25 protein-coding genes (1 of these 25 running past the window's edge) are annotated in these 24,256 nt (G+C 53.6%); 15 read left to right on the forward strand and 10 right to left on the reverse strand.

Going from position 1 to position 24,256, the window contains the following annotated elements; translation table 11 throughout:
• Positions 1 to 79: 79 nt before the first annotated feature.
• The gene (locus OQ371_RS15625; RefSeq protein WP_265989025.1) at positions 80 to 1,591 is read right to left on the reverse strand and encodes a catalase; all 1,512 of its coding nucleotides are present in this window, start codon (positions 1,589 to 1,591) and stop codon (positions 80 to 82) included.
• Between the two features lie 208 nt (positions 1,592 to 1,799).
• Between OQ371_RS15625 and OQ371_RS15630 the strand changes: the two genes are divergently transcribed.
• A complete protein-coding gene (locus OQ371_RS15630) occupies positions 1,800 to 1,934 on the forward strand; it encodes a hypothetical protein (RefSeq protein WP_265989026.1) in 135 nt (44 codons plus the stop codon).
• Positions 1,935 to 1,981: 47 nt separating this feature from the next.
• Positions 1,982 to 2,095, forward strand: coding sequence for a hypothetical protein (locus OQ371_RS26355; protein ID WP_374761453.1), 114 nt, complete (start codon positions 1,982 to 1,984; stop codon positions 2,093 to 2,095).
• An 88-nt stretch (positions 2,096 to 2,183) separates the two neighbouring features.
• On the opposite strand, the gene OQ371_RS15635 is transcribed toward OQ371_RS26355, so the two are convergent.
• The 3 genes from OQ371_RS15635 to OQ371_RS15645 form a co-directional block, all read right to left on the reverse strand.
• Positions 2,184 to 2,825, reverse strand: a complete 642-nt coding sequence (locus OQ371_RS15635; RefSeq protein WP_265989027.1) for a cysteine hydrolase family protein — start codon at positions 2,823 to 2,825, stop codon at positions 2,184 to 2,186.
• Positions 2,826 to 2,956: 131 nt separating this feature from the next.
• Positions 2,957 to 4,231, reverse strand: a complete 1,275-nt coding sequence (locus OQ371_RS15640) for a serine hydrolase domain-containing protein (protein ID WP_265989029.1) — start codon at positions 4,229 to 4,231, stop codon at positions 2,957 to 2,959.
• Positions 4,232 to 4,291: 60 nt separating this feature from the next.
• Entirely contained in the window at positions 4,292 to 5,212 is a 921-nt protein-coding gene (locus tag OQ371_RS15645; RefSeq protein WP_265989030.1) for an aspartate carbamoyltransferase catalytic subunit, read from the reverse strand.
• Between the two features lie 223 nt (positions 5,213 to 5,435).
• Between OQ371_RS15645 and OQ371_RS15650 the strand changes: the two genes are divergently transcribed.
• The gene (locus tag OQ371_RS15650; RefSeq protein WP_265989032.1) at positions 5,436 to 6,389 is read left to right on the forward strand and encodes a hypothetical protein; all 954 of its coding nucleotides are present in this window, start codon (positions 5,436 to 5,438) and stop codon (positions 6,387 to 6,389) included.
• A 122-nt stretch (positions 6,390 to 6,511) separates the two neighbouring features.
• On the opposite strand, the gene lgt is transcribed toward OQ371_RS15650, so the two are convergent.
• Positions 6,512 to 7,345: a prolipoprotein diacylglyceryl transferase gene (gene lgt, locus OQ371_RS15655; RefSeq protein WP_265989034.1), complete on the reverse strand. Its 834-nt coding sequence runs from the start codon at positions 7,343 to 7,345 to the stop codon at positions 6,512 to 6,514.
• A 141-nt stretch (positions 7,346 to 7,486) separates the two neighbouring features.
• Between lgt and yidD the strand changes: the two genes are divergently transcribed.
• The 3 genes from yidD (at position 7,487) to OQ371_RS15670 (ending at position 8,711) form a co-directional block, all read left to right on the forward strand.
• On the forward strand, positions 7,487 to 7,696 hold the full coding sequence (gene yidD, locus OQ371_RS15660) for a membrane protein insertion efficiency factor YidD (RefSeq protein ID WP_265989036.1): 210 nt from the start codon (positions 7,487 to 7,489) through the stop codon (positions 7,694 to 7,696).
• Positions 7,697 to 7,827: 131 nt separating this feature from the next.
• On the forward strand, positions 7,828 to 8,205 hold the full coding sequence (locus OQ371_RS15665; protein WP_265989038.1) for a co-chaperone GroES: 378 nt from the start codon (positions 7,828 to 7,830) through the stop codon (positions 8,203 to 8,205).
• Positions 8,206 to 8,324: 119 nt separating this feature from the next.
• Complete coding sequence (locus OQ371_RS15670) at positions 8,325 to 8,711, forward strand: DUF4174 domain-containing protein (protein ID WP_265989040.1); 387 nt, start codon at positions 8,325 to 8,327, stop codon at positions 8,709 to 8,711.
• 45 nt (positions 8,712 to 8,756) lie between these two features.
• Here OQ371_RS15670 and OQ371_RS15675 read toward each other — a convergent pair whose 3' ends face one another.
• Positions 8,757 to 10,721 carry a sialate O-acetylesterase gene (locus OQ371_RS15675; RefSeq protein ID WP_265989042.1) on the reverse strand — a complete coding sequence of 655 codons (1,965 nt, stop codon included), beginning with the start codon at positions 10,719 to 10,721 and terminating at the stop codon, positions 8,757 to 8,759.
• A gap of 89 nt (positions 10,722 to 10,810) precedes the next feature.
• Between OQ371_RS15675 and OQ371_RS15680 the strand changes: the two genes are divergently transcribed.
• Positions 10,811 to 11,065, forward strand: coding sequence for a hypothetical protein (locus tag OQ371_RS15680; protein ID WP_265989044.1), 255 nt, complete (start codon positions 10,811 to 10,813; stop codon positions 11,063 to 11,065).
• Between the two features lie 45 nt (positions 11,066 to 11,110).
• Positions 11,111 to 11,500, forward strand: a complete 390-nt coding sequence (locus tag OQ371_RS15685) for a hypothetical protein (RefSeq protein WP_265989046.1) — start codon at positions 11,111 to 11,113, stop codon at positions 11,498 to 11,500.
• 62 nt (positions 11,501 to 11,562) lie between these two features.
• Here the strand turns inward: OQ371_RS15685 and OQ371_RS15690 are convergent, their stop codons facing one another.
• On the reverse strand, positions 11,563 to 12,156 hold the full coding sequence (locus tag OQ371_RS15690) for a collagen-like triple helix repeat-containing protein (RefSeq protein WP_265989048.1): 594 nt from the start codon (positions 12,154 to 12,156) through the stop codon (positions 11,563 to 11,565).
• Positions 12,157 to 12,542: 386 nt separating this feature from the next.
• Between OQ371_RS15690 and OQ371_RS15695 the strand changes: the two genes are divergently transcribed.
• Both OQ371_RS15695 and OQ371_RS15700 read left to right on the forward strand, forming a co-directional pair.
• Complete coding sequence (locus tag OQ371_RS15695; RefSeq protein ID WP_265989049.1) at positions 12,543 to 15,746, forward strand: SusC/RagA family TonB-linked outer membrane protein; 3,204 nt, start codon at positions 12,543 to 12,545, stop codon at positions 15,744 to 15,746.
• A gap of 21 nt (positions 15,747 to 15,767) precedes the next feature.
• A complete protein-coding gene (locus OQ371_RS15700) occupies positions 15,768 to 17,543 on the forward strand; it encodes a RagB/SusD family nutrient uptake outer membrane protein (RefSeq protein ID WP_265989050.1) in 1,776 nt (591 codons plus the stop codon).
• A gap of 84 nt (positions 17,544 to 17,627) precedes the next feature.
• Here the strand turns inward: OQ371_RS15700 and OQ371_RS15705 are convergent, their stop codons facing one another.
• Positions 17,628 to 18,728, reverse strand: a complete 1,101-nt coding sequence (locus tag OQ371_RS15705) for a hypothetical protein (RefSeq protein WP_265989051.1) — start codon at positions 18,726 to 18,728, stop codon at positions 17,628 to 17,630.
• 172 nt (positions 18,729 to 18,900) lie between these two features.
• On the opposite strand from OQ371_RS15705, the gene OQ371_RS15710 reads away from it, so the two are divergent.
• Together OQ371_RS15710 and OQ371_RS15715 are read left to right on the forward strand one after the other, a co-directional pair.
• The gene (locus OQ371_RS15710) at positions 18,901 to 19,515 is read left to right on the forward strand and encodes a Cj0371 family chemotaxis-regulating polar lipoprotein (protein WP_265989052.1); all 615 of its coding nucleotides are present in this window, start codon (positions 18,901 to 18,903) and stop codon (positions 19,513 to 19,515) included.
• A gap of 98 nt (positions 19,516 to 19,613) precedes the next feature.
• Positions 19,614 to 20,177 carry a hypothetical protein gene (locus OQ371_RS15715; RefSeq protein WP_265989053.1) on the forward strand — a complete coding sequence of 188 codons (564 nt, stop codon included), beginning with the start codon at positions 19,614 to 19,616 and terminating at the stop codon, positions 20,175 to 20,177.
• A 73-nt stretch (positions 20,178 to 20,250) separates the two neighbouring features.
• On the opposite strand, the gene OQ371_RS15720 is transcribed toward OQ371_RS15715, so the two are convergent.
• Both OQ371_RS15720 and OQ371_RS15725 read right to left on the reverse strand, forming a co-directional pair.
• Positions 20,251 to 21,321, reverse strand: a complete 1,071-nt coding sequence (locus OQ371_RS15720) for a branched-chain amino acid aminotransferase (protein ID WP_265989054.1) — start codon at positions 21,319 to 21,321, stop codon at positions 20,251 to 20,253.
• Between the two features lie 165 nt (positions 21,322 to 21,486).
• A complete protein-coding gene (locus OQ371_RS15725) occupies positions 21,487 to 22,038 on the reverse strand; it encodes a cob(I)yrinic acid a,c-diamide adenosyltransferase (protein WP_265989055.1) in 552 nt (183 codons plus the stop codon).
• 154 nt (positions 22,039 to 22,192) lie between these two features.
• On the opposite strand from OQ371_RS15725, the gene OQ371_RS15730 reads away from it, so the two are divergent.
• The 3 genes from OQ371_RS15730 to tyrS all read left to right on the forward strand — a co-directional run.
• The gene (locus OQ371_RS15730) at positions 22,193 to 22,702 is read left to right on the forward strand and encodes a hypothetical protein (protein WP_265989056.1); all 510 of its coding nucleotides are present in this window, start codon (positions 22,193 to 22,195) and stop codon (positions 22,700 to 22,702) included.
• A 1-nt stretch (position 22,703) separates the two neighbouring features.
• Positions 22,704 to 23,906, forward strand: coding sequence for an S-adenosylmethionine:tRNA ribosyltransferase-isomerase (locus OQ371_RS15735; protein WP_265989057.1), 1,203 nt, complete (start codon positions 22,704 to 22,706; stop codon positions 23,904 to 23,906).
• 97 nt (positions 23,907 to 24,003) lie between these two features.
• Positions 24,004 to 24,256: the beginning of a tyrosine--tRNA ligase gene (tyrS, locus tag OQ371_RS15740; RefSeq protein WP_265994318.1), read on the forward strand. 1,034 nt of this gene lie beyond the right edge of the window; only the first 253 of its 1,287 coding nucleotides appear in the window; its start codon is at positions 24,004 to 24,006; its stop codon lies off the right edge, out of view.

The raw sequence follows: 24,256 nt of genomic DNA on the forward strand, positions 1-24,256 counted from the left end.
CGACGAGTAAGTTACGGAAAAAATACAAAAAACCACGGCAGGGTCTAGCCGTGGTTTTGTACGTCAAACGTATTTGAAATTAAGCCTTTGTAGCCTGAATCGGCATACCCGGCATAAAGGCCGTAATGTCTGTGCCTAGACCCTGCGCGATGGCGAGCCCCAACTGGATGTTTGCCCGGAAGAAGTGGCACAACTGCCGGTTGATGATCTCGTCTTTCTTCGGCCCTTCAATGCCTTTCATGCTGGCTACGATGTTGTGTACCAGGTTCACCCGGTCCGTATCGTTCAGCGCCTTCGTGTAGAACCAGCCCGGCTGCGTGTAGTGATCGTCTTCACCCGGCGCGTTGCGGTCGTACCAGTCGGCCAGCGTCGATTCCAGCGTCAGGCCAGGTTCTTTGTAGGAAGAATCGGCCACGATGTTGTCGAACGAATTCGGCCAGTAGTTGGGTGAACTGCCGCCGTTGCCGTCTACGCGCATGGCACCGTCGCGTTGGTAATTGTTAACCGCAAATGGGCAGCGGTTGACCGGAATCTGCTCGTAGTTGGCTCCCAGCCGGTAGCGGTGGGCGTCGGGGTAGGAGAGCAGCCGTCCCTGCAGCATTTTGTCGGGCGAGTAGCCAATGCCGTCGACGATGTGGGCCGGGGCAAATGCCGCCTGTTCTACCTGGGCAAAGTAGTTGTTCGGCACTTCGTTCAGTTCGAGTACGCCAACGTCAACCAGCGGGTAGTCGGCATGGGGCCAGATTTTGGTCAGGTCGAACGGGTTGAAGCGGAACTCGCGGGCCTGTTGTTCGGTCATCACCTGAATTTTCAGTGCCCAACGGGGGAAATCGCCCCGGTCGATGGCTTCCACCAGATCGCGCTGGGCGTGGTCGGGGTCTTTGCCGCGCATGTCACCGGCCTCTTCGTTGGTGAAGTTTTTGATGCCCTGCTGCGTCTTGAAGTGGAATTTAACGTAAACCCGCTCGTTTTCCGCGTTGATCAGGCTGAACGTATGGCTGCCGTAGCCGTTCAAATGCCGGTATCCAAACGGTGTTCCACGGTCGCTCATCAGAAACAGGACCTGGTGCAGACTTTCGGGGTTCAACGACCAGAAATCCCAGATCATCGTGGCCGATTTGCAGTTTGTGCGCGGATCGCGCTTCTGCGTGTGAATGAAATCGCTGAACTTTTTGGGGTCTTTGACAAAGAAAATAGGCGTGTTGTTCCCAACCAGATCCCAGTTACCGTCTTCGGTGTAGAACTTCACGGCAAACCCGCGCGGATCGCGTTCGGTATCCGCCGAACCTTTTTCTCCGCCAACGGTCGAAAACCGGAGCAGGACCTGGCATTGGTTACCAACTTTACTGAACAGTTTCGCTTTGGTATATTTTGTAATATCGTGTGTAATGGTAAACGTTCCGAAAGCACCGGAGCCTTTCGCGTGAACAACCCGCTCCGGGATTCGCTCGCGGTTAAAGTGCGCCATTTTTTCGTGCAGAATGTAGTCCTGCAACAACAGCGGACCCCGCGGACCAGCCGATTGGGTATTTTCGTTTTCGAAGTAAGGGCGACCGGAAGCAGTGGTCAACTTTCTTGTTTCGTTGCTCATGATGTGAGTCGTTTTAAATTGGCGCTGCAAGGTAGAGAGAAGGTAATTATAGAAAAAATCAATTGTTTTTATGGATTATAGAAGGAGTCTATCTATCGGATATCGATAATATCTATATGAATTGAAAATTTTATAAATTAAGAGCACGTAGAATCCGCGTAACTCCTTAAGCGAAACGCGTTTACTCTACGTAAAGCCAGTGAACCTGATGAGTACAATTCAGCGCGTAAACCCGGACGGTATGATGAGCAGTCCGGGTTTTTCGCTGGCCATCGTTGCAGAAGGCAGCGGAAAACCGTTGACATCGGCGGGCAGAACGCCGTCAACGAGTAAAACGGGGTAATCGGGAAAGGCGACTTAGCGGCTCAAACCGAGCCGGTTCTGAAGAACATTCAAACGATTTTGGAGATTTGCGGGGCCACGTTTGGTCAGGTGGTAAAAATGACCATCTATCTGGTCCAGGGGCAGATCCGCGGGTGGGCTTTGGGCTACCCCAAAATTTAGACCCAAGCAGTCAGCCATCGCAGTGGTTTAACGGCCCGGTTTCATCAACCACCCGGTGTTGGCCGGGTGGTTGATGAGTGTATCTTTTTCAAGCGGAATAGCCGCGACCGGCAACGTCCGAGACCGTTTCCCCCGAAAGTTCTTCCACAAACTGATCGTGGGTCATGGGTTTGGAAAACATCGGAAAGTTCTTGGCGCAGGCAAACTGCTGTTCCTCTTCGCTCAGCGTAGCCGTGCAATCGGTCAGTGTAATGACCTCGAAGCCTTTTTCGTAGCCCGAGCGCATGGTCGATTCCACGCAGCAGTTGGTCAAAAAACCGCCCAGGGCGATAGTTTCGATGCCTTTACTGCGGAGAATAAAGTCGAGGTTGGTGCTGGCGAAGGCATCCAGACCGCGTTTCCCCTCAAGCACAATGTCGCCCGACTCCGGTTTCAGGTCGTCAATAATCTCGACGCCCCAGGTGCCTTTCCGAAACGACTGGCTGTCGACAACGCCTTTCAGAATACCGTACGGATGCGCCGTAATTTCGTAGTAACCGTCGTGAAAGCTGATCGGCGAATGAATAATGGTGGCTCCGGCTTCGCGGGCTTTTTTTACCACATCCCTGGTGTTTTCCAGCATGTTCGTGGAGTCCATTACTCCCTTGACGGCGTTGTGCAGCGTGCCGCCCTCGGAGGTGAAGTCGTTCTGGTACTCGATCAGGACCAGGGCCGTTTTGGTTGGGTTCATACCTGAAATTTGTTGTTAGAAGGTGAGCGTTAAAGCTAGGCAAATTCGCTCGGATAGAAAAGCAATACCGTTTGACCGGTCGGCCTGGTGCGTTTGTCGGAGAAACCGGCGGGTTGCAGTCGCCGGTGCGATCACTCGAGCGCCTGATACACCGCAATGCGAAACTTCCGGCGGAATTCAGCGGAGTGAACGTAGGGTTGCACATTTGTGAAAATCAGCAGAACCAGGTTCTCCTGCGGGTCGATGGTGTATTCCGAGCAGTACATGCCGCCCCATGAAAAGGAGCCCGGACTGACTTCGTTGCCGTAACTGCTTTCTTCGGTGACGATCTGAAAACCAAGGCCGAATTTGTCTTTGTACGAGCTCGTAGTTGCGTCGCCGATCTGATTTCTAAGCATCATGTCCACGATTTTCCGACCCAGAATCCGTTTGTTGTTGAATGTGCCGCCGTTGAGCATCATCTGGCAGAACTTGGCGTAATCTTCCACGGTGCTGACCAGCCCGGCGCCGCCCGAGAAATAGGTTTTGGCGCCTTCCACCGTAAACTGGCGGTAAGCGTTGTTCTCGTGGAGCGTCAACGGCTTTTCGGCGCTGCTTTTGGAATACAGCTCCACCAGTCGGCTGGCTTTGTTGGCCGGCAGGTAAAAGTAAGTGTCGTTCATGCCGATGGGGTCGAGGACGCGCTCGCGAAGGGCCACATCCAACGGTTTGCCGGCCAGAATTTCGACCAGTCGGCCGATGATATCCGTATTCAGGCCGTACACAAATGCTTCGCCGGGGTCTTTGGTCAGCGGACGGGCGGCAATCCGGTTGACGACATCTTCCAGTTTGTCGGGTTGCAGCGAATTGAAAAACGGTACCTTAAATTCCGGGCGCTGGTCGAGCGGGTGTTCGTAGGGAATCCCGGCATTGTGGCTCAGCAGGTGCCGAATGGTAACATCGCGTTTGGCCGGACGGGTTTCGTAAGTGCCTTTCTCTTTGTCGACGCTGACGAGCACTTTCGGGTTTTTGAACGCCGGAATGTACTTGGAAATCGGATCGTCGAGCAAAAACTTTTCTTCTTCGTACAGCGTCATGAGCGCCACCGACACCACGGCTTTCGATTGGGAGGCAATGCGGTAGATGTCGTCGCGTTTGAGCGGAGTTTTCTTTTCCAGGTTGCTGTAACCAAACGCTTTGTAATGAACGATTTTCCCGTTGCGGGCTACGAACGTCACGGCGTTGGGGGCCATTCCCTGGTCGACAAAACGTTGGAGATACTCATCCAGCCGCTTTAGCCGCTCGGCCGAAAACCCGGCTTCGGCGGGCGATTTGGCGGTAATAAAGGTTTGAGCGGGCTGGGCGGAAAGCGTAAACGGAAGGGCAAAGAAGACGGAATAAACGAGCGCGCGTAATCGTTTTTTCATTGCAACAAGCTTGAAGGGTTCAGGAAAAAAGGATCCGCGAACCACTGGTTCGCGGGTTCGTTAGAGCTGGGCCAGCAGATACAAAACCGCCATCCGAACGGCCACCCCATTCTCGACCTGGTCGAGAATGATGGAATGATGCGAATCGGCCGCGTCGGAGGTCAGCTCGACGCCCCGGTTGATCGGACCCGGGTGCATCAACACGATGGGCCGGTCCAGTTCGTCCAGCATTTTTTTGGTAATCCCGTAATAGAGCGAATATTCCCGCAGCGACGGGAAATACTTGATCTGCTGCCGCTCCAGTTGAATCCGCAGCACGTTGGCCACATCACACCAGTTGAGGGCTTCGCGCACATTGTGACTGACTTTAACGCCCAGTTCGTTGATATGCTTGGGAATCAGCGTTGTGGGGCCGCAAACCATGACTTCGGCGCCTTGTTTTTGCAGGCAGAAAATATTTGACAGGGCCACGCGCGAGTGCAGAATATCGCCAATGATGGCCACGCGTTTGCCCGCTACTGCACCCAGTTTATCTTGAATGGAAAACGAATCCAGCAGGGCCTGCGTGGGGTGTTCGTGGGTGCCGTCGCCCGCGTTGACGACGTTGGCCCTAATGCGGTCCGAAAGGTAATGCGGAGCCCCGGGGCTGGCGTGGCGCATGACGATCATGTCGACCTTCATTGCCAGAATGTTGTTGACGGTGTCCAGCAGGGTTTCGCCCTTTTTCACGGAACTGCCCGAAGCCGAGAAGTTGACCACATCGGCCGATAGCCGTTTTTCGGCCAGCTCAAACGAAAGCCGGGTGCGGGTCGAATTTTCGAAAAAAACGTTGGCAATGGTAATGTCGCGCAGCGACGGTACTTTTTTGATCGGTCGGTTAATGACGTCTTTGAACTCGCGAGCCGTTTCCAGAATTAATTGAATGTCGTTCTCGGTCAGGTTCTTAATGCCCAGCAGGTGTCGGACGCTGAGTTGTTGCATGGCGCGAATGAGGAGGAAAAGTTTGGCAAAGATAGCTTTCGCTTTGCCGGATTTCAAATGCTGACGGAACTCTGTTCGGATTCCGAATGGCTTTTTGAACCGGCAGCGCGTCAACCGTTCACACAAAACTCGTCCATAAACATCAAGTTAACTCCCGGAAATTGCGGATGGTATTTGCTAACTTCTTTATTTTTAGCAGGCTATCCATTAACCGTTGTAGGCGATGCTGCAAGACCTGTTCCATTTTTTAGGGCGTCTGTATAGTCGGCTTGTTTCCGTAATTTTAATTGCCCTGTTGGCGGGGGCCACGTGGTTGTTGGCGTATTTCTACCAGGAAGAGAAACTGCAGAATCTTTTTTTGAAGGAAGGCCAGTTTGTCCAAGTGCAGGTTGCGGACGTTGATCTGGCGCAGCGTTCCTGGCGGGATGCGTTCAGCAACACCAGTTACATTACGTTCCCGTATCAACAGAAAACCTACCAAACCCGCTACGTGATGGACTCTGTCTGGGTCGGTGCCGGAGACCGGGTTCAGCTTCTTTACCATCCGGGTCGGGACGCATTCCGCCAGCCGCACGGCGAACGAAAGCCCGACCGAACGGTGTCGCGGCTGGTTCGGTGGAGTTTGGTAAATGATTTTAGCACGGAGTATAAACTGCTGGGCGGGGTTCTGGTGCTGGCCACCTTCCTGTTTTTTTTGGCGAGCGGGCTGGTGGTTTCCCTGTTTCCCGGCCTGACCTTCCTGCGGACCATCGCCCGGCTGGTGCTGGTGGTCGTGCTGGGCGCCGTGGCCGTGTTTTTTACCTACGATGCAATCGCCTATCACCGGTATTACCAGCGCATTAAAACAAATGGCCGCCCGCTGGAGGTTACGGTTCTGGAAACAGACCGCCAGCGGATTGGCCGAAGCAATCGCCGTTCCGTATTGAAGAGTTACCGGTACAATGCAACCTGTCGTTTTGAAAAAGGCAAACGAACCATCCCGATTACCGAAGACGAATACGAAACCCTGAAGCCCAACGATCGGCTGACGGTGTTGTACGACGAGTCGCTGGACGATTCCATGTCGGCCAGGTATTCCGGCAATAAATTGGACTACGTTGCTCCGGTGTTTTTCTGGATCCTGTTCCTGGTTTTTCTCTGGAACTTGTTTTTCAAACCGCAGAAACGGCTTGCGTAGCGAGAACCGCACGGTTTTCCCTTTTCTGTCTCCACGGTGCTCCATCCGAAAGACGGAAAATAAAAAAGCCAAAACCTGTTCAGTAACGGATTTTGGCTTTTCCAGTGACGGTATTCGGTTGATTACTGAACCTTCCCGGAGTTCAGGATGGTTGGTTTTCGCCGGAAGCTGCTGACCAGCAGGTAGACACCTGCCAGTACCGCCGGAATGCTCAGAATCTGTCCCATGTTCAGCGCGAGCGAATTTTCAAACTCCACCTGGTTTTCCTTCAGGAATTCATAGAAAAACCGCAGACCGAAGACGCCAATCAGGAAGATGCCAAGCAGGCTGCCGCGTGGTGTGTTCTCCCGGTAACGGCTCCAGAACCAGAACAAAAACAGGCAGATCACCAGGCACGACAGGGCTTCGTACAACTGCGCCGGATGACGGGGAATCTGTAGGTACTCTGTGTTGTTAACAAAAACGAAGGCCCAGGGAACATCCGTTGGACGGCCCACGATTTCGGAGTTCATCAGATTGCCCAGTCGAATGAAACAGCCGCCCAGCGCAACGGCAATGACGATGCGGTCGGTAATCCAGAGAAACGTCTGGTTCGTGGCAACACTGGATTTCCGGCGGGAATAAAGCCATAAACCGGTTAGAATACCGACCGTGGCCCCGTGGCTGGCCAGCCCGCGGTAGGGCGGCAGGATTACCTCCAGTGGGTTTCTGAACAGAACTTCGGGTTCGTAAAAAAGGAAATGCCCGATTCGTGCTCCCAGTACGGTCGCAACGACCATGTAGATGGTCAGGGCGTCGATGTCGCTGACGGGTTTTCCTTCGCGTTTGAAAATGTAAAGCATGATTTGCTGGCCCAGCAGAAAGCCGAGTGCGAACAGCAGACCATACCAGCGAACGGAAAAGGAACCGATGGAAAATAATTCGGGATTAACATCCCAGATGATGTAGGAGAGCATCCGATTTAGTGACGTGTTAAAGAATAGACCCGCATTGGCGGCTCAGGGTTTGAATTCGACCAAACGAACCGACTGCCTACCATCCGGGCCGGCACGGAAAGCAAAGATAGAAAAGATTTAACGAAGGAGTGGTTACCGCTTATGAAAACCGTCTTGATAGGATTTGTCCGGTTGTACCAGGGAGCAATTTCGCCCTACCTGCCCAACGCGTGCCGGTACACACCGACCTGTTCGCAGTACATGATTGAAGCGATTCAGAAATACGGGCCGGTGGAGGGCGGCAAGTTGGGCTTGAAGCGAATTTCCCGCTGCCACCCGTGGGGCGGGAGCGGCTACGATCCCGTACCCTGACGGCGGCAACCGTTCCAGCAGGAGGCTGACAATTTGTCGGATCGATGCGCAAACCGCGGGGATTGCCTGATTCTTGTTGGGGCGTGCCTACCCGATCCGACGGGCATGAAACTGATGACTGATTGACAAACATGGAAATAACGGCAGATAACCGATTGAGAAGGTTAATTGTGGTGGGCGACCGGGTGCTGGTCAAACCCAAAAATCCGAGTGATCGCACGAACAGCGGGCTGTATTTACCGCCAACCGTCCACGAAAAAGAACAGGTGCAGAGCGGCTATGTCATCAAGGTAGGACCGGGGTACCCGATTCCGACCCCCGCGGAAGACGAGCCGTGGAAGGAGACCGAAGAAAAAGTAAAATACATGCCGTTGCAGGCGCAGGAGGGCGATCTGGCCATTTATCTGCAACGGAATGCGGTTGAACTTGAGTACGAGGGCGAAAAGTACCTCATTGTTCCCCAGTCGGCTATTCTGCTGCTGGAGCGTTCCGAAAACCTCTTCGAATAATCTGGGTTATAGAAAGAAGCGTAAGGGCTTGAGATTCGTATTCTTACACTTCTTTTTTAAACACTATGGGCACGGGCTGGTTGATGGGTATACTGATGAGTATAACCCTTTTTGGAGCAATGGAAAGTAACGGAACGCTAAAAAAATCGCTGAAAGCCATTCTGGAGGAAAAACAGGACCAACGTCGTGTGCTGGTCTTGTATGGCCGCGAGGATGCCCAGCACCTATTGATTGAACAGCAGGAAACCCTGCACGCCGAAAGAGATCAGTTGGCGGAACGCGATCTGGATGTGATTGTGCTGATAAGCTACGATCTGCCAGAACCCGACCGGCAGTTTCTCATGCAGCAACCGTTCGGACTGATTCCTTCTGAGAATTTTCAGGGCTGGCTGATCGGCAAAGACGGCGGGGTGAAGCACGTTTTCAAAAAGCCGATCGAAACCGCCGAGCTGTTTGGCCTCATTGACAGCATGCCGATGCGAAAACAAGAAGCTAAAAAGCAATAAGAAAAACCGGGGAACGCTCACGGACTGGAGCATTCCCCGGTCTTTTTATTTAAACGTTGCGGCCTCGGTGATGCCTTTCCAGGTGTCGGTCCGGAACGGAACTGCCGGCAACCCTTCTTTATTGTACAGATTGACTTCGCCGTTATCGTCTGCCCAGCCGTAGTGCACCGACACGGGCGTGGCCACCTCGTTGGCGTACACCACCACTTTATCGCCCTGAATCTCGGCTTTGGCCCAGTAAAATTTATGGTCGGCTCCGGCCACTTCAAAGCCTTTCAAATACCCGTATTTATCGGTTGTCTGTAACCCGCCCCCCACGTGGTCGAAGGTCAGCATGGCTTTGTTTCCGTTGATTTCCATGGACTTAAAAACCGGCCCGGAAGACACGCGGTCCAGCCCGTAAACGGTTTTTAGCGCGTTCACGGCCAGCCGTTTGCCCACATCCTGTTTATTTTTCGGGTGAATATCCCCGGCTTCACCAATGTCGGAGGTGACGGCCATACCGGTATTGGGCAGGGCGAGCGTCTGCGTCTGGGCTTCGCGGAGTTCGGCCCAGGTGCTGCCGTTGGCACTGTTGCCGTTGGCCGCGTTGAAACTGGCTAACTGAACAAACAGGAACGGAAAATCGCCCTGGCCCCAGCGTTTCCGCCAGTCGCTGATCATGAGCGGGAACGCCTTGCGGTATTGATACGCCCGGCCCGCGTTGGTTTCGCCCTGGTACCAGATGACGCCCTGCATGGCATAGGGAATCAACGGGTTAATCATGGAATTGTACAGAATGGTGCCCGTCAGGTTGGGGTTGGTCAGGGCGAATGTCCGGTTGTAATCGGCCACCCGAAACTTCCAGTCGCCGGCCAGCGAGAGGATTTTGCCGTTGCCCGTCATTTGAAACTGATTGTCTCTGGCCATGAAGCCGCCCCCGCCCCCGGTGTCTTCCACGCGAACCGCGATCACGTTGCGGCCCGGTTTCAGCGTTCCGGCGGGAATGGTGTAATGCCGTTCGGTGCTGTGCACCCCAGTTGAACCTACTTTGACGCCGTTGACGTAGGTTTCGTCGGCATCGTCAATCGGGCCCATACTCAGCTTCATTTCTTTTCCGGCCAAATCGTCAGGTACCGTAATGTCCCGCCGAAACCAGACAACGCCGTCGAAATTGGGGACGGCTTTCCGGTCGAACAGGTCGGGCAGGCGGAGGGTCTGCCAGTTGCTGTCGTTCAGATCGGCCGACGTCCACTGCTTGATTTCGGTTGCGGTGGGCAAGCCGCCCTGTAGTTTCGTAATCTGAGCCCGCAATTCCTCCATCCGCTGGTTGGTAATATCGTCGAGGCTTTTCGGCATAGCCGCCAGCGCGGGCTTGAATTCGTCGAAACTTTCCATGGCTTCCCGGCTCGTCCACGACTCCGACTGTGTGCCGCCCCAGGAGGTATTGAGCAGACCGATCGGTACATTCTGCAGTTCTTTCTGCAATTCCCGCGCGAAGAAATACCCCACTGCGGTGAAATTACCGGCATTTTCGGGGGTACAGGCTTGCCATTCACCGCCCAGAATATCGTCTTTGGGCGTTAAGCTCAGGTCGTGCGGCACTTTAAAATGGCGGATCAGTGGATAATTGGCCTGCTGGATTTCCTGGGCGGCATTGGCGGAGGAGTTGACCGACCACTCCATGTTCGACTGACCCGAGCAGACCCAGACTTCGCCCACCAGCACGTCGTCGAAGGTGACGGTATTTTTCTTGCCGCGCACCGTCATGGTGAACGGCCCGCCGGCTTCGAGCGGCTCCAGCCGAACCACCCATTTGCCCGACTTGTCTGATTTTACGGTTTTGGTCTGGTTGTTGAATTGGACAGTTACCTTTTCACCGGGGTCGGACCAGCCCCAGACCGGCACGGCTTTCCGGCGCTGCAAGACCATGTGGGAACCAAAAACTTTCGGTAAGCGGACATCCGCCCACGTCTGCACCGCCAGAAGCAGAAAGCCGACAGCGGCTGCGTAACGAGATTTGCGAAACATACGAACGGGTTTAGGAAAAATGAATTTGTCAAAAATGCTTGAACAGGCCGGAAAAATACAGATATTTAGCTGAAAGTGTAATCAACCCCATGAAGCTCGAAGATTTTCTGACCCTGCCGCTCAACCACCAACAGGAACAACTCTGGTTTCGCGGATCGGTGCTGGCTAATCGTTACGAGGATGCCTCTATTTTTCTGCTTTACGCCCTGGATTTATTTTACGTTGAGCTACAATACGACGCCGTAGGCAACAAGCTCCTTCGTCTGTCGGCTTTTACCTCCACCGAACCGCTGGCACCCTACCTGCCCCTGTTGCCCGACGATCTGCTGGCGAAGCGGGAGTGATTTTCCGTAAATTTAGATTTGCAATGTCTTTATGATAAGTCCAGTATGGAATTTATTATCGACAAGCCGAAAGTACGGCAGGGTTACAGCTATGTTCTCAAAACCTCTTGGTTACAGGACGCTGTAGCGGCTCGTAAATTAATTACCAGCATCCGTCTGGTTTATAGAAGTCCACATACAGAACAGACCGAATGGACGCTGGTCACAGGAGAATACTGGTTTCCTAATCAACGGGTCCATTACCCCCGCTTCTACATTGAAGTAGAAGCCGTGCCTGTTTCCCTGAAGCCGCAAATTCAGACGATGGTCCAAACTGCGGTCATTCCTCAGCTTATCGATTGGATGGATCAGCAGGAAAAGTTAGAGAATAATTCGACAGTTCTTAAGGAAAACTTCCGGGCCGTCTTTAAAGATGAATCCTTAGTAATCAGCTGATTTTCTTAATAAGTTTGAATGAATCAACTGATTAATATACGGGTAAACCAGCTTTAACTTCCTCACTCCGGCAAACCGTACGCCTTCCGAACGGCTTCGTAATCGCTGTAATCAATAGCCGCCCGACGGCCGTTGCTGACCGCGTTAGCCGTGACGACCACCACGCGGATGGCTTCGAAATATTCATTACCCGTCTGAAAGTTAACCGTTCGGCGCAGAAATATTCCGGCCAGTGTCTGGTTGTTGCCGGGAAATACAAAATGCGTATAGGCGTTTCCCTTCAGGGTTTCGCCCGGAATTGAAAACCAGAAAGAATCTTCTTCGCCGTTGCCCTTCGGCACCGACTGTTTCACGTAAACGTAGAACGCACTCTTTTCCACCACATCCCGGTTGATGGCCTGGGGCAGGGGCAGGAGCAAATCCGTTAATCCTTCGTGGCTGCGGCCTGAGAAATTGATTTGCTGCACGTTAGCCGTGCCGTCGGCGCCTTTTGCCCCCGGATCTCCTTTGTCTCCTTTCGGTCCGGCTGCTCCCGCTGGGCCTGTTGGCCCTGCTGGTCCCTGCGGCCCCGCCGGTCCTTCCAGGCTCTGACAGGCGCTCACCGCGACACAACCGACGACCAGAAACTTTGCCACTACGCGTAAATACGTCTTCATGCGGAATAAAATTTTAACGGAATAAAAGGGATGTACACTCATCATTTCGGCTACGAAACTACAAGATTCTAAACGATCATCGGCAGCTGGTGGCTAACCTTCTTCAAATTAGATGAAAGAGTTCTGACCCCAATCACAAAATTAGGAATGAATAGAATATGATAATACGGTGATTTGATTGACTTTATTTTGCAAACTTATAAGTAAGCACGCTGAAATTTTTGCTTTCATGAATTGAAAAAAGCGATGTTACTACCATAAATCATATTCTGAATTTATAAAGTACCGCTTAGAGAGTCATTAAGTAATGGCTCAATGCTGACTGAAACCGCCTATTAATCTCCATCAATAAGTAACAGTACCGATCATCTCTAACTCCCTTTTCTATGAAAAACCATCTACAGTCAGGTTGGCAAACCTTCTACAAGGGATTGCTCATGAGTATTTTAATGACCAGTTGTCTGGCGCTCACAGCCCAAAGCCAAACCGTATCGGGGCGCGTTACGGCGGGCGAATCCGGCGAGCCCCTGCCGGGCGTCAGTGTCGTCATCAAGGGCACTACGCAGGGTACCAACACCGATAATGCGGGCAAATACACACTCCGGCTGCCCAATGCCAATGCTACGCTGGTCATCAGCTTTATCGGGTATTTAAGCCAGGAAGTGGCCGTCAACGGGCGCTCGGCGGTGGACGTGAGGTTGGAAGTGGACACCAAATCGCTGGAAGAAGTGGTGGTGGTGGGGTACGGAACGCAGGAAAAGGTGAACCTGACCGGGGCCGTGGGAGTAGCCGACAGCAAACGGCTTCAGAATCGGCCGATTGCGTCGGTGGGGGAAGGCTTGCAGGGCGTGATTCCCAACCTGAACATCAATGTTCGGAACGGCGACCCGGCCCAGCCCATCACGTTCAACATCCGGGGTTATGAGTCGATCAACGGCGGGGCGCCCCTGATTCTGGTCGATAACGTTCCAATGGACTTGAACCGGGTTAATCCCAACGATATTGAGAGCATCAGCGTCCTGAAAGATGCCTCGGCTTCGGCGGTATACGGCGCCCGGGCGGCCTTCGGGGTGGTGCTGGTAACGACCAAAAGTGGGAAAAGCGGTAAGATCAACGTCTCGCTCAACACGCAGTTTTCGCTGGCCAAACCCATTTTCAACATGGATGTGGTGACGGACCCGTACCAGTTTGTGCTGGCCCGCAACCGGGCGAACGTCCGCAGCAGTGGAATACCGGCTTTTGACGATGATATGGTAGCTGGAACCAAAGCCTATTCCGAGAATCCGGCGACGGCTCCGCAATGGAAAGTCGTAAATGGGGTGCTCCGGTATTACGGTTATAACGACTACCAGAGCCGCATCATGACCGATTACGCCCCAACCAGTCAGCACGATCTTTCCATATCGGGCGGGACGGAAAAATCGCGGTACCTGGTTTCGCTCGGGTATTTCTCCAAAGATGGGTACCTGCGCTACAACAACGAGAAATTCAAGCGGTACAACATCATGATGAAAGCCGATTTCCAGATCAACAAGTGGCTGAGTCTGGACGAAAAGGTGATTTTTAATTCGCAGAACAGCGACAAACCGCACTTTTATAACTGGGATGTTAACATCAACTCCCTGGCGCGGGTCAGCCCGATCATGCCGGTGCAGTTTCCCGACCTCGACTATTACGTCACCCCGGGCGACCGCGAAAAATACGCGCCCTACATTGGCAAATATTTCGGCGGCACCAACTTCTTTCCGTACCTGATGGACGGTGGCCGGACAACCTACACCAACAACGACATCTGGCTGACGCAGGGTGTGACCCTGACCCCGTTGAAAGGCCTGAAAATCCGCTCCGATTTTTCGTATAATATCTTCAACCGGATGTATCAGGACGTCCAGAGCAAGATAGACATTGTGGATGCGAATCTGCTGGCGGCCAATATCGTCAGCAACGGTTTTAGTGGCGATGACTGGATTCGGAACGAAAACAACTACAACCAGTATTACGTTTTCAACGCCTTTGCCGAATACAACGTCCCTCTGCCGACGAATCATAACCTGACCGCCATGATTGGCTTCAATCAGGAGCGGGGGCAATACCGGTATGCTGGGGCGCAGGCCCGGGCACTCATTACGCCCCAGGTGACCGATATCAACGCCACGACAGGTACGCAGCAGACCTTCGGAAGCAAGGCGCACGTGGCGCTGCGGGGTGCTTTTTATCGACTGAACTACAACTACAAAGAGCGCTACCTTATTGAATTCAACGGACGGTACGATGGAACGTCGCGGTTTCCGAAGGAGAGCCGGTTTGGTTTCTTCCCCTCGGTATCGGCGGGCTGGCGGATCAGCAACGAAAAATTTATGGCCGGAACCGGCTCCTGGCTCGACAACCTGAAACTGCGGGCGTCGTACGGAACGCTGGGCAACCAGATTCTGCTGGACGGCAACCGCAACCAGATTTACTACCCGTATGTGGCCACGATGGGTACGGGGCAGTCGCCGTACATGTTTACAAACGCCCTGATCCCCTTCGTTTCGGCGGCCGGTCTGGTAAGTCCGTCGCTGACCTGGGAAACGGTTATTTCCAAAAATATTGGTCTGGACGTAACGATGCTTCGGAACCGGCTGGACGCTTCGCTGGATGTGTTCACGCGTGATACAAAAAACATGTTGATGGATGTATCCTATCCGGCCATTCTGGGAACAACCGCCCCAAAAGAAAACGCGGCTGATCTGCGGACGAAAGGCTGGGAACTGTCGCTGACCTGGCGGGACAAATTCCGGCGCGACTGGAATTACGACCTGACCCTGGCGCTGTCGGACTGGACCGCCGAGATTACCCGCTTCAACAACCCGACTGGGGCGCTGCCCAACAACAGCAACATCTATTATGTAGGCCAGAAGCTGGGAGAAATCTGGGGGTTTGAAACGGCCGGTATTTTCCAGACCACGGACGAGGTCGCGCAGGCTCCCAAGCAAACCAATATCGGTGCCAACTGGCGGCCCGGCGACATCCGGTACACCGACCTGAACGGCGACGGCGTGATTAATTTCGGAAACAACACCCTGGCGAATCCGGGCGACCGCAAAGTGATCGGCAACAGCACCCCCCGGTATTCGTTCGGGATCAACGGCGGATTGGGCTACAAGAACTTGCGCTTAACGGTTTTCTTCCAGGGTATTGGAAAGAAAGACCACTGGCCCACGTCTGACAACTGGACCTGGTTTTTCCCCTTTAACGCGGGTCACGTCGAGAAATATTACATCACCGACACCTGGACCGAGGATAACCGGGATGCCTACTTCCCGGCGGCTCACATATCGACCAACGACAAGAAAAACCTCCAGGTACAGTCGCGGTATTTACAGAATGCGGCTTATATCCGTCTGAAAAACATTACGTTGAGCTACGACCTTCCCCAGAGGTTGCTTCAGAAAGTGGGCATCGGCAGAGCGCAGGTTTTCACCACCGGCATGAACCTGTGGGAGTTCACCAAAATGCGCAAACCGCTGGACCCCGAAACCATTCAGTCGGCGGCTATCGAATACCCCATGCAGCGCATTGCCACCCTGGGTCTTAATGTTTCTTTCTGATCTGACAACCTGAAAATGACCATGAAAAAATATAGAATTTTAGCTGGCTTCCTCTTCGCAACGGCTTTTCTGGTGAGTGGCTGTAACGACGAATTCCTTGAACGCTATCCGCTGGATCGCATCACCAACCAGACCTTCTGGAATACCGAGAACGACCTGCGGGTGTACAACAACAGCCTGTATGATCTGGCCCGTAACGACGATAACGTCCCCATTCTGCACGGCCACTACAACGGTTTTGAAAGCAACTGGGGCAGCGTTTGGTTTCAGGATGAGTTTGCCGATAACATGGCCCCCACCAACGCCCGCCATCTTTTCTTTCAGCAGGTACGCTCCGGAAAACATACCGTTCCGACGGACCCCCAGCAGTTTGGTTACAAAGGCTGGAATTTCGTCAGGGCAATCAACGTGGGACTGGCTAACTACGACAAGGCCAATGTGGCCCAGGCGATTAAAGACCGGTACATCGCCGAAGCGCGACTGTTCAGAGGGTGGTTCTACGCCGAAAAGGTGCAGAAGTTTGGCGATGTGCCGTTTGTGGACAAAGAACTGAACGTCGATTCGCCCGAACTCTACGCAGCCCGAACTCCGCGCGAAGAGGCCATGACAAAAGTGCTGGAAGACCTCAATTTTGCGGCTACCAAACTGCCCGACAGTTGGAACGACGGCAACGCGCCGGGCCGACTGAACCGCTGGTGTGCCTTGCTGGTCAAGTCACGGCTTTGCCTGTATGAAGGTACCTGGCGCAAATACCACGGTGGGACCAACGCCACTCTGTGGCTGGAGGAAGCCGCCAGTGCCGCCAAGGAACTGATGGACAAAGGACCCTACCGCCTATATAACACCGGCAATCCTAAGACGGATTATAACGCCTACCACCGCGTGCTTAACCTGGCCGGTAATCCGGAGGTGCTATACTGGCGGAAATACCAGTTGGGGGTTTTTACCAACCACGTTCAATCTTATTTCGAATACGCGGGTGGGGCCACAAAAAGTATGGTGGAAGATTACCTGTGCACCGACGGTTTGCCCATCTCGCTGTCTCCGCTCTACAAAGGCGACGCCAAAATTGAGGATGTGTTCGAAAACCGTGACCCCCGGTTACGCCAGACGGTTTTGCACCCGGAAGATGCCGCTTTTTACAAATACCACCTGGCCGACGGGCGGCCGTATCCGCGCATTCAGGGTATGGAAGGCGGCTATCTGTCGACAACGGGCTACCACATTATCAAGCATTACAACGCCGACGATATGATCGGGAAAGCGTTTGATACCGCCGAATCACCCGCCATTATTCTACGTTTTGGTGAAGCCTTGCTGAATTATGCCGAAGCGCAGGCCGAACTCGGAAAAATTACCCAGGCTGACCTCGATCTCAGTATCAACAAACTCCGCGACCGCGTGGCCATGCCGCACCTCACAATCGGTAAAGTTCCGGTCGATCCACGGTACACCGCCGACGGCGTTTCCCCACTCATCGCCGAGATCCGGCGCGAACGGCGCATTGAACTGTTCATGGAAGGCTTCCGGTACAACGACCTCAAACGCTGGAAACAAGGTAAAAAACTGCTGACGCCAACGCTGGGAATCCGGTGGGATGCGGCCGCCATCGCCCGGTATCCGAAAGCCAACGTGAAAACCGCCGTTGATCCCGCGTCCGGCAACACGTACATTGACGTGTATCAAGGCACCGACTGGGCAAGCCCGGTTTTCGATGAGAACAAGCACTATCTGTGGCCGATTCCGCTGAATACGCTGGCGCAAAACCCGGCCATCAAACAAAACCCCGGCTGGTAATCAGCGCTATCCTGTTGTAAAAACCCGTTCGGCCGCGCGAAAAAAACGGGGTCGAACGGGTTTTCGCTGAAGAAGAGAATGCGTTCATACCGCGTCTGCATACACCAGGTATTCAACCAGCAGGGCGCGGGAATGCGCTTCACAGGTCCAGTCCATCCGAACCAACCGGGATTGGGCCATGCGGTTGAGCAGCGGGTTTTGCGAAGCCGTCAGCATCCCGGCGATAAAAAAGGAGTACTCCTCGATTTCTTTTTCGGGAATGACCTGCACGTCGATGCGGGGCGGTTTTTCACTCAGTTGCAGCAGGGACGTGGAAACAATCACCCGATCCATCACGGACAACCCGTCGTCCAGCAGTTGATAGGCATCCCGGATGAGTTGCGATCGAATCGGCTCCAGCGGCTCAGGCCGGAAAGCCGCCAGCAGTCCGGCAATGTGGTACAGAATCAGGGGTGCCCGCGGGTACGAATGCGAACACCGAAACGGCTCCCGAATGTAGTGCCCTTTCTCAACCACCGACCGGATGAACGCAAAACTATCGCGATCGTGCTCGTTGAGTGGTAACTGATGGTGAAGAATGCAGAACAGCAGGTTGCAAAGCACACTGACATCAAATTCGACGGGCATGTTTTTGCCAAACCAGGTAGAGTAAGCCCGCAGATTGATGTATTCGGGAAAAGTGTCCTCCACCTGCCGGGTAGCGAGGTTGGCGTGCCCCGTCAGTTTGTGTTTAAACCAGCGCAAATCCTCGGGCGATGGGTGACTGGTCAGGTAGATCATGGCCGTGTCGTCGGCATCATCGGGAAGCCGGAAGTGCTCCATTCGGTTGAGAAACCGGCCGTTGGGAAAATGTCCGGACGGACGCCCGGCTTTCGGAGTGCGGTAAAAATTGTACGTCTTTAAACCGTCTTTGTTTTGAAAATCGGGATAGTGAGCTACGGCGTTCCGGATAATTTCGTCCACCGTTTTCTGCAAAGCGGGCGACAGCCGGTTCCGGATTTGTTGCAGCGCAAAAACCGTAATGGCGGTAAAAAAGATGTTGGTATCCGGGCGCCGGTACCCCAGCACCAGCGGATTCTTGCGGTAGGAGGGCAGCAGACCGGCCGGAAAATAAGCCGTATCTTCCGATTGAAGGGCCGCAATCCGCTGGAGTGACGTTTGAACAAAAGAGCGACTATCTGGCATAAGCGCCCAAAATACGGCATCAGCCGCCAATTTTGCCAACCCATGCCGCCAATCGCTGCTCATAAGTTCGAAGGTAGACCTTTGGGCGGCCTTTTTTCCTTTCATCCGCTAACTTCTTGCAACCACCCGGCCTTCTCCGTAGTTTCGTCTATACGAAATGATTTTCAAGACCATGACACCAGTTCGAAAACACACCATTTTACGCCGGGTAAAAGATATCACACTGAGCGCCACGCTGGGCCTCGCCCTGCTGAACGGCACGGCGGTGTTGCAGAGTTGCGGGAACTCAAACGATGCAAACACCGAACAAACCAATGATTCCGGATCGGCGGAACGGTTTGGGAAAGGGGTCCGGACGTACATTACCGAAACCAGTCCCGGTAATTTTAAAATCACGGATGAGGTGCAGGTCGATCCCAAGCAGGCCGGGGCCATCGTCAATTACGCCGACGGACACCGCGACACGCTGAGTGTGGAAGCCGCCCGCCGACTGGTTCAGTCTGACCCGTCGACCAGCCAGTATTTCAACAATCCGTCGGGATACCACCACGGCAGCGGTTTGTCCAATGTTCTGTTGTGGGGCAGCCTGGGGTATATGCTCGGCCGGTCGAATAACTCCGGCTTTGCCAACGAATACCAATACCGCTCGGGCGTTTACAACAACCCCCAGACCTTCCAGCGGGCCAATTCAATTGGCAGCAATGTCAACAGTTCGCGGATTAGCCGTCCTGCGGGCGGGCGGAGTGGTTTCTTCGGCGGGGGGCGTTCGCGGGGATTTTCGTCGTAAAGAAGAGATAAAAGACAAAAGGCTTCGTAGTTGGTTAACTATGCGATCTTTGTTCTTTGTCTCTGTTCTTTTCTCTATCCATAACCAACCTAAGCTATATGAAGCAAGCGTTTACGTACGGTGCGCTTCTGGCGTTAGCGCTTTTTTTCAACGCCTGTCAGAATAAGCAACAAGCATCGGAGGCCACATCACCGGCCGACACGACCGAAATTATAAACAACCAAACCGGTGCTGATAGTGAGGTGGCTGCCAGTGACTGGCTGAACAAACTGGTTGGCCCGCCAGAAGGTACGTTTCGGGGAATTAACCTGGGCGACGGCGTAGCGACAGTGAAAGCCAAAGAAAGCGCCGAGCCGTTCGAAGAGGATGCCAAGCACGTCGGTTACACCATTGAATACGAAAACCTGGAGTCGTTCGATGTTCAGTACTTCCTGGACAAGAGCAAAAAAGTGGAGCGGATTGAGGTGGATATCTACCTGAACAACCGGCAGTCGGTGGAAGATCACAAGAAGGAACTGGCGGCTTATTTCACCCGGCGGTTTGGCAGCCCAACGCAGCAGGGCTGGAACGTGGCAGGCAACCGGCAGGTCACGCTCACGGATGTGTCCAAGGGCAAAGACTTTGGCCTAAAACTGGTATTCGGCCCCAGCGCACGCGCGTAAGCCAGGACCTAAAAAATCGGGGCGCCAACGGTATCTGAAACCCGTTGGCGCCCCGGTTGTATAAGCGGTAACCTTAAATCTTGTGCATCCAGCCGAAGGTGTCTTCAACCTTGCCGGTGCGCAGATCGCTGAGGTAGTTATAGATGCGGGTAGCCAGCGAATCATCTGCCGCTACTTCCGGCAGCATGTAATCCTTGCCCTGGTAACCGATCAGCGAGTAGGGTGACACCACCACGGCGGTTCCGGCACCGAACGCTTCGGTCAGGTTGCCGTTTTCAATTCCGTCGATCACTTCCTGAATCGAAACTTTCCGTTCTTCCACGTCAATGCCCCAGCTCCGGACCACCTGAACGATGCTGTCACGGGTGACGCCTTTCAGAATCGAATCGGAGGTAGCCGGTGTTACCAGCTTACCGTTGATGACGAACATAATGTTCATCGTGCCCGATTCTTCAATGTATTTATGCTCGATGGCGTCGGTCCACATCAGCTGGTCGTAGCCTTCCTGTTGCGCCAGCAGCGTCGGATACATTGATCCGGCGTAGTTGCCCGCGCATTTGGCGTAACCAACCCCGCCCGGTGCCGAGCGGATGTATTCCGTCTCCACTTTCAGCTTCGGCGGTTTGGTGTAATACGCACCGACTGGACAGGTGAAAATGCAGAACCGGTACGTTTTCGACGGGGCTACACCCAGATACGTGTCCGTGCCAAACAGGAACGGCCGGATGTACAGCGAGCTGTCCGGGGTGCTGGGTACCCACTCCGCGTCGATCCGCATGAGGGCTTCCAGACCACCCATGAAAACTTCTTCCGGGATCGTGGCCATGCACATCCGCCTGGCCGATTCGTTCATCCGTTTCCAGTTTTCCAGCGGACGAAACAGCTGCACCTCACCCGTTTCTGTTTTATAGGCTTTCATGCCTTCAAAAATCGACTGCCCGTAGTGCAGAGACGACAGCGCCGGGCTGAACGTGAAATCGCTGAATGGCACCACCTGCAGGTTCTGCCATTGTCCGTCCACAAAATCGGCCACAAACATGTGGTCACAAAAATGCTTGCCAAACGGCAAGTTGTTGAAGTCGACCTCCGCAATCCGGGAGCGTTCTGCTTTCCTTAGCTCAATGCTTACTAAGTCGGTAGTCATAATGGTAGATGGCAAATCTGAACAACTAAAAAAGCCGTCAGGGGTTCATAGTCAGCAAATGTAGAGAAAACTTCAGGAAGTGTCCAGTAAAAAATAGTTGTTATGCTAATTATTTTTTTGCCGGTCGGTTCGCAACCTAAAATCCCGGGCTGCAAGGCTTTACCGCTAGACACGCGGTTTCCAGATAGTCTCTTCCGCCCCGAGTTCCTGCGCCATTTTTCGACCCAGCACAAAGAAGTAATCCGATAGCCGGTTGAGGTACTGAATCACCAGCGGATCGACGGTTTCTTCTTCATTCAGGGCAATGGTCAGTCGTTCGGCCCGGCGGCAGACCGTGCGGGCCAGGTGACAAAACGAAACGGCCTGATGACCGCCCGGCAACACAAACGCCCGCAGTTCGGGCAGTTCGGCGTCCATCTCGTCCATCGTCTTTTCCAGCAGCACAACATCCGTTTCCAAGATGGCGGGCAGCGGCCTTTTGACGGTTTTTTCCGGGTCGGTTGCCAGCTCGGAGCCAATCGTAAAAAGCCGGTCCTGAATTTCCTTGAGCAACTCTTTGCGGCTCTCATTCACCGGCTGATCCCGCACGAGGCCGACCCACGAACTGAGTTCATCGACGGTTCCGTAAGCGTCAATTCGGTGATGAGCCTTGCTCACCCGCCGTCCGCCGATGAGCGAGGTCTGACCGGTATCGCCGGTTCTGGTGTAAATTTTCATTGGATAAGTAATGGCTGGTCGGGCAAGACCCGTCTTGAGAATCAGTGTTTATAAAGAATTCTTGGTTCTACGGCAAAACCGGTGTGGGAACACACCGCCGTAGCCCGTACCTTTGCGGCCCAAAGCCTGTTATCAGGTCAACCAATCAAATTCAATGAAAGTTACCACTTTTGCTATTCGTTTATGGCGGCTGGCCTCTCTGATCGGGTTTGCCTCCATGCTTATTTATACGTATACCTCACTGGAAACCACTGTTGCCGTGGGGTTTACGCCCGATAGTCGGCCGGATGTTTTTATCAGTCGGGACTACCTGTTTTACGGTTGTGTCGCTATTTTTCTGATTAACAATACGCTGATCAACATGCTGACCAAACTGTTTCCGAAAGTTTCGGGTACGGCGCTGCCCATTCCGCACCAGCAGCGCTGGCTTCAGCACCGCAGTCAGTTGAACGAGATTTTTCAGAACTGGTTCTACTGCCTGATGGCCGCCGTCAATACCGTTATGGCCCTGGCCCTGGCGGTTTTGCGCCAGTTAAACAACCAGCTGGGTTCGACGCAATTGGTCGGGCACCAGTGGCTCTTACCGGTTTGCGTCGCCATTATTTTAATTGTGGTCGTTTCACTGCCGATCCGTCTGGCGATGAAACCCGCTGCCGAGGAATAGGATGGAGGAACTGCAGCTCAACGATTTTCAGTACAATCTTCCCGATGAACGCATTGCCCGGTTTCCGTTGCCCCAGCGCGATCAGTCTAAGTTGCTGGAATACCGTCAGGGCGTAATGGAACACCGTACCTTCTCCGAACTGCCGGATCGGTTGCCCGCCAGCAGCCTGCTCGTCTTTAATAATACGAAGGTGATTCCGGCCCGGCTTCATTTTCAACGGGCGACGGGCGCGGTCATTGAGTTGTTTCTGCTCAACCCGGTGCCCGCCGACCGGCTCGTTACGGAAGCCATGCAGGATCAGCACCAGACGGTTTGGCAGTGCATGATCGGAAACCGCAAACGCTGGAAATCCGATGAAACGTTAACAAAAGAGATTCGGGTGGGCGAGCAGACGGTTGTGCTCCGGGCGCTCTGGCACGATGCGGATCGGTCCTTTATTCGGTTTGAGTGGTCCGGCAGCGACGCCTTTGCGGCCATTCTGCACGAAGCTGGCAAAATACCGTTGCCGCCGTATCTGAGCCGCGATGTTACGGACGCCGATCAGGAGAGCTACCAAACCGTTTACTCCCGCATTGAGGGGGCGGTGGCGGCCCCAACCGCCGGGCTGCATTTCACCCCCGCCGTGCTGGCTCGACTGGCCCAACGAGGAATTCAGACGGATTACCTGACGCTTCACGTCGGTGCCGGAACGTTCCAGCCCATCAAAGCAACGGATGTCCGTCAGCATGCTATGCATACCGAGCAGGTGGTTTACACCCGGCAAAACCTGGAAAACCTGCTGGAACATCAGGGCCCGGTAATTGCCGTTGGGACAACCTCCATGCGTTCGCTGGAAAGTTTGTACTGGTTTGGAGTACGGCTTTTAAAAAACGAAGCCGAGCCGTTTCTGCTGGATCAACAATATGCCTATTCTTTTCCGGAAACTGATTTGCCGGATAGTCGGAAATCCATTAGGGCGGTCCTGGATCACCTTCAGGGAACCGACCAGCAGCAGGTTGTTGCCCACACAGGCATCTATTGTATGCCCGGTTACCGGTTTCGACTGACAAACGGGTTGGTTACTAACTTCCACCAGCCCGGTTCTACCTTAATTCTTCTGGTAGCGGCTTTTGTTGGCGAAGACTGGCGGACCATTTATAATGAAGCACTACAAAATAACTATCGCTTTTTAAGTTACGGCGACTCCTCGTTGCTTTTGCCCTGAAACCGTATCTTTGCCCCCAATTTTATTTCATTGAGAGTTAGTTACGATTGAATACCCGATCGTAACTAACTCGTTTACTCATTCAACTTGATCAATGATTGATTTTATTGAAGAACTCCGCTGGCGGGGCATGTTGCAGGACATGATGCCCGGTACTGAAGAACAACTCCGCAAAGAATCAACCGCCGGATATATTGGTTTCGACCCCACGGCAGCTTCACTGCACATTGGTAACCTGGCCACCATCATGTTGCTGGTGCATTTTCAACGGGCGGGACACAAACCCTTTGCCCTAGTGGGTGGAGCCACGGGAATGATTGGCGATCCAAGCGGCCGCTCAACCGAACGCG

Source organism: Larkinella insperata, assembly GCF_026248825.1.
Classification (GTDB): Bacteria; Bacteroidota; Bacteroidia; order Cytophagales; family Spirosomataceae; genus Larkinella; species Larkinella insperata.

Bases quoted from the DNA above. Each gene is read 5' to 3' on its own strand.
- OQ371_RS15685 (WP_265989046.1), top strand. From the start codon at position 11,111: ATGGAATTTATTATCGACAAGCCGAAAGTACGGCAGGGTTACAGCTAT.
- yidD (WP_265989036.1), top strand. From the start codon at position 7,487: ATGAAAACCGTCTTGATAGGATTTGTCCGGTTGTACCAGGGAGCAATT.
- OQ371_RS15640 (WP_265989029.1), bottom strand. From the start codon at position 4,231: ATGAAAAAACGATTACGCGCGCTCGTTTATTCCGTCTTCTTTGCCCTT.
- OQ371_RS15715 (WP_265989053.1), top strand. From the start codon at position 19,614: ATGAAGCAAGCGTTTACGTACGGTGCGCTTCTGGCGTTAGCGCTTTTT.
- OQ371_RS15650 (WP_265989032.1), top strand. From the start codon at position 5,436: ATGCTGCAAGACCTGTTCCATTTTTTAGGGCGTCTGTATAGTCGGCTT.
- OQ371_RS15700 (WP_265989050.1), top strand. From the start codon at position 15,768: ATGAAAAAATATAGAATTTTAGCTGGCTTCCTCTTCGCAACGGCTTTT.
- OQ371_RS15720 (WP_265989054.1), bottom strand. From the start codon at position 21,321: ATGACTACCGACTTAGTAAGCATTGAGCTAAGGAAAGCAGAACGCTCC.
- OQ371_RS15630 (WP_265989026.1), top strand. From the start codon at position 1,800: ATGAGTACAATTCAGCGCGTAAACCCGGACGGTATGATGAGCAGTCCG.
- OQ371_RS15730 (WP_265989056.1), top strand. From the start codon at position 22,193: ATGAAAGTTACCACTTTTGCTATTCGTTTATGGCGGCTGGCCTCTCTG.
- OQ371_RS15705 (WP_265989051.1), bottom strand. From the start codon at position 18,728: ATGCCAGATAGTCGCTCTTTTGTTCAAACGTCACTCCAGCGGATTGCG.
- OQ371_RS15680 (WP_265989044.1), top strand. From the start codon at position 10,811: ATGAAGCTCGAAGATTTTCTGACCCTGCCGCTCAACCACCAACAGGAA.
- OQ371_RS15725 (WP_265989055.1), bottom strand. From the start codon at position 22,038: ATGAAAATTTACACCAGAACCGGCGATACCGGTCAGACCTCGCTCATC.
- OQ371_RS15695 (WP_265989049.1), top strand. From the start codon at position 12,543: ATGAAAAACCATCTACAGTCAGGTTGGCAAACCTTCTACAAGGGATTG.
- OQ371_RS15710 (WP_265989052.1), top strand. From the start codon at position 18,901: ATGACACCAGTTCGAAAACACACCATTTTACGCCGGGTAAAAGATATC.
- OQ371_RS15625 (WP_265989025.1), bottom strand. From the start codon at position 1,591: ATGAGCAACGAAACAAGAAAGTTGACCACTGCTTCCGGTCGCCCTTAC.
- OQ371_RS15635 (WP_265989027.1), bottom strand. From the start codon at position 2,825: ATGAACCCAACCAAAACGGCCCTGGTCCTGATCGAGTACCAGAACGAC.
- OQ371_RS15645 (WP_265989030.1), bottom strand. From the start codon at position 5,212: ATGCAACAACTCAGCGTCCGACACCTGCTGGGCATTAAGAACCTGACC.
- OQ371_RS15735 (WP_265989057.1), top strand. From the start codon at position 22,704: ATGGAGGAACTGCAGCTCAACGATTTTCAGTACAATCTTCCCGATGAA.
- lgt (WP_265989034.1), bottom strand. From the start codon at position 7,345: ATGCTCTCCTACATCATCTGGGATGTTAATCCCGAATTATTTTCCATC.
- OQ371_RS15675 (WP_265989042.1), bottom strand. From the start codon at position 10,721: ATGTTTCGCAAATCTCGTTACGCAGCCGCTGTCGGCTTTCTGCTTCTG.
- OQ371_RS15670 (WP_265989040.1), top strand. From the start codon at position 8,325: ATGGAAAGTAACGGAACGCTAAAAAAATCGCTGAAAGCCATTCTGGAG.
- OQ371_RS15665 (WP_265989038.1), top strand. From the start codon at position 7,828: ATGGAAATAACGGCAGATAACCGATTGAGAAGGTTAATTGTGGTGGGC.
- OQ371_RS15690 (WP_265989048.1), bottom strand. From the start codon at position 12,156: ATGAAGACGTATTTACGCGTAGTGGCAAAGTTTCTGGTCGTCGGTTGT.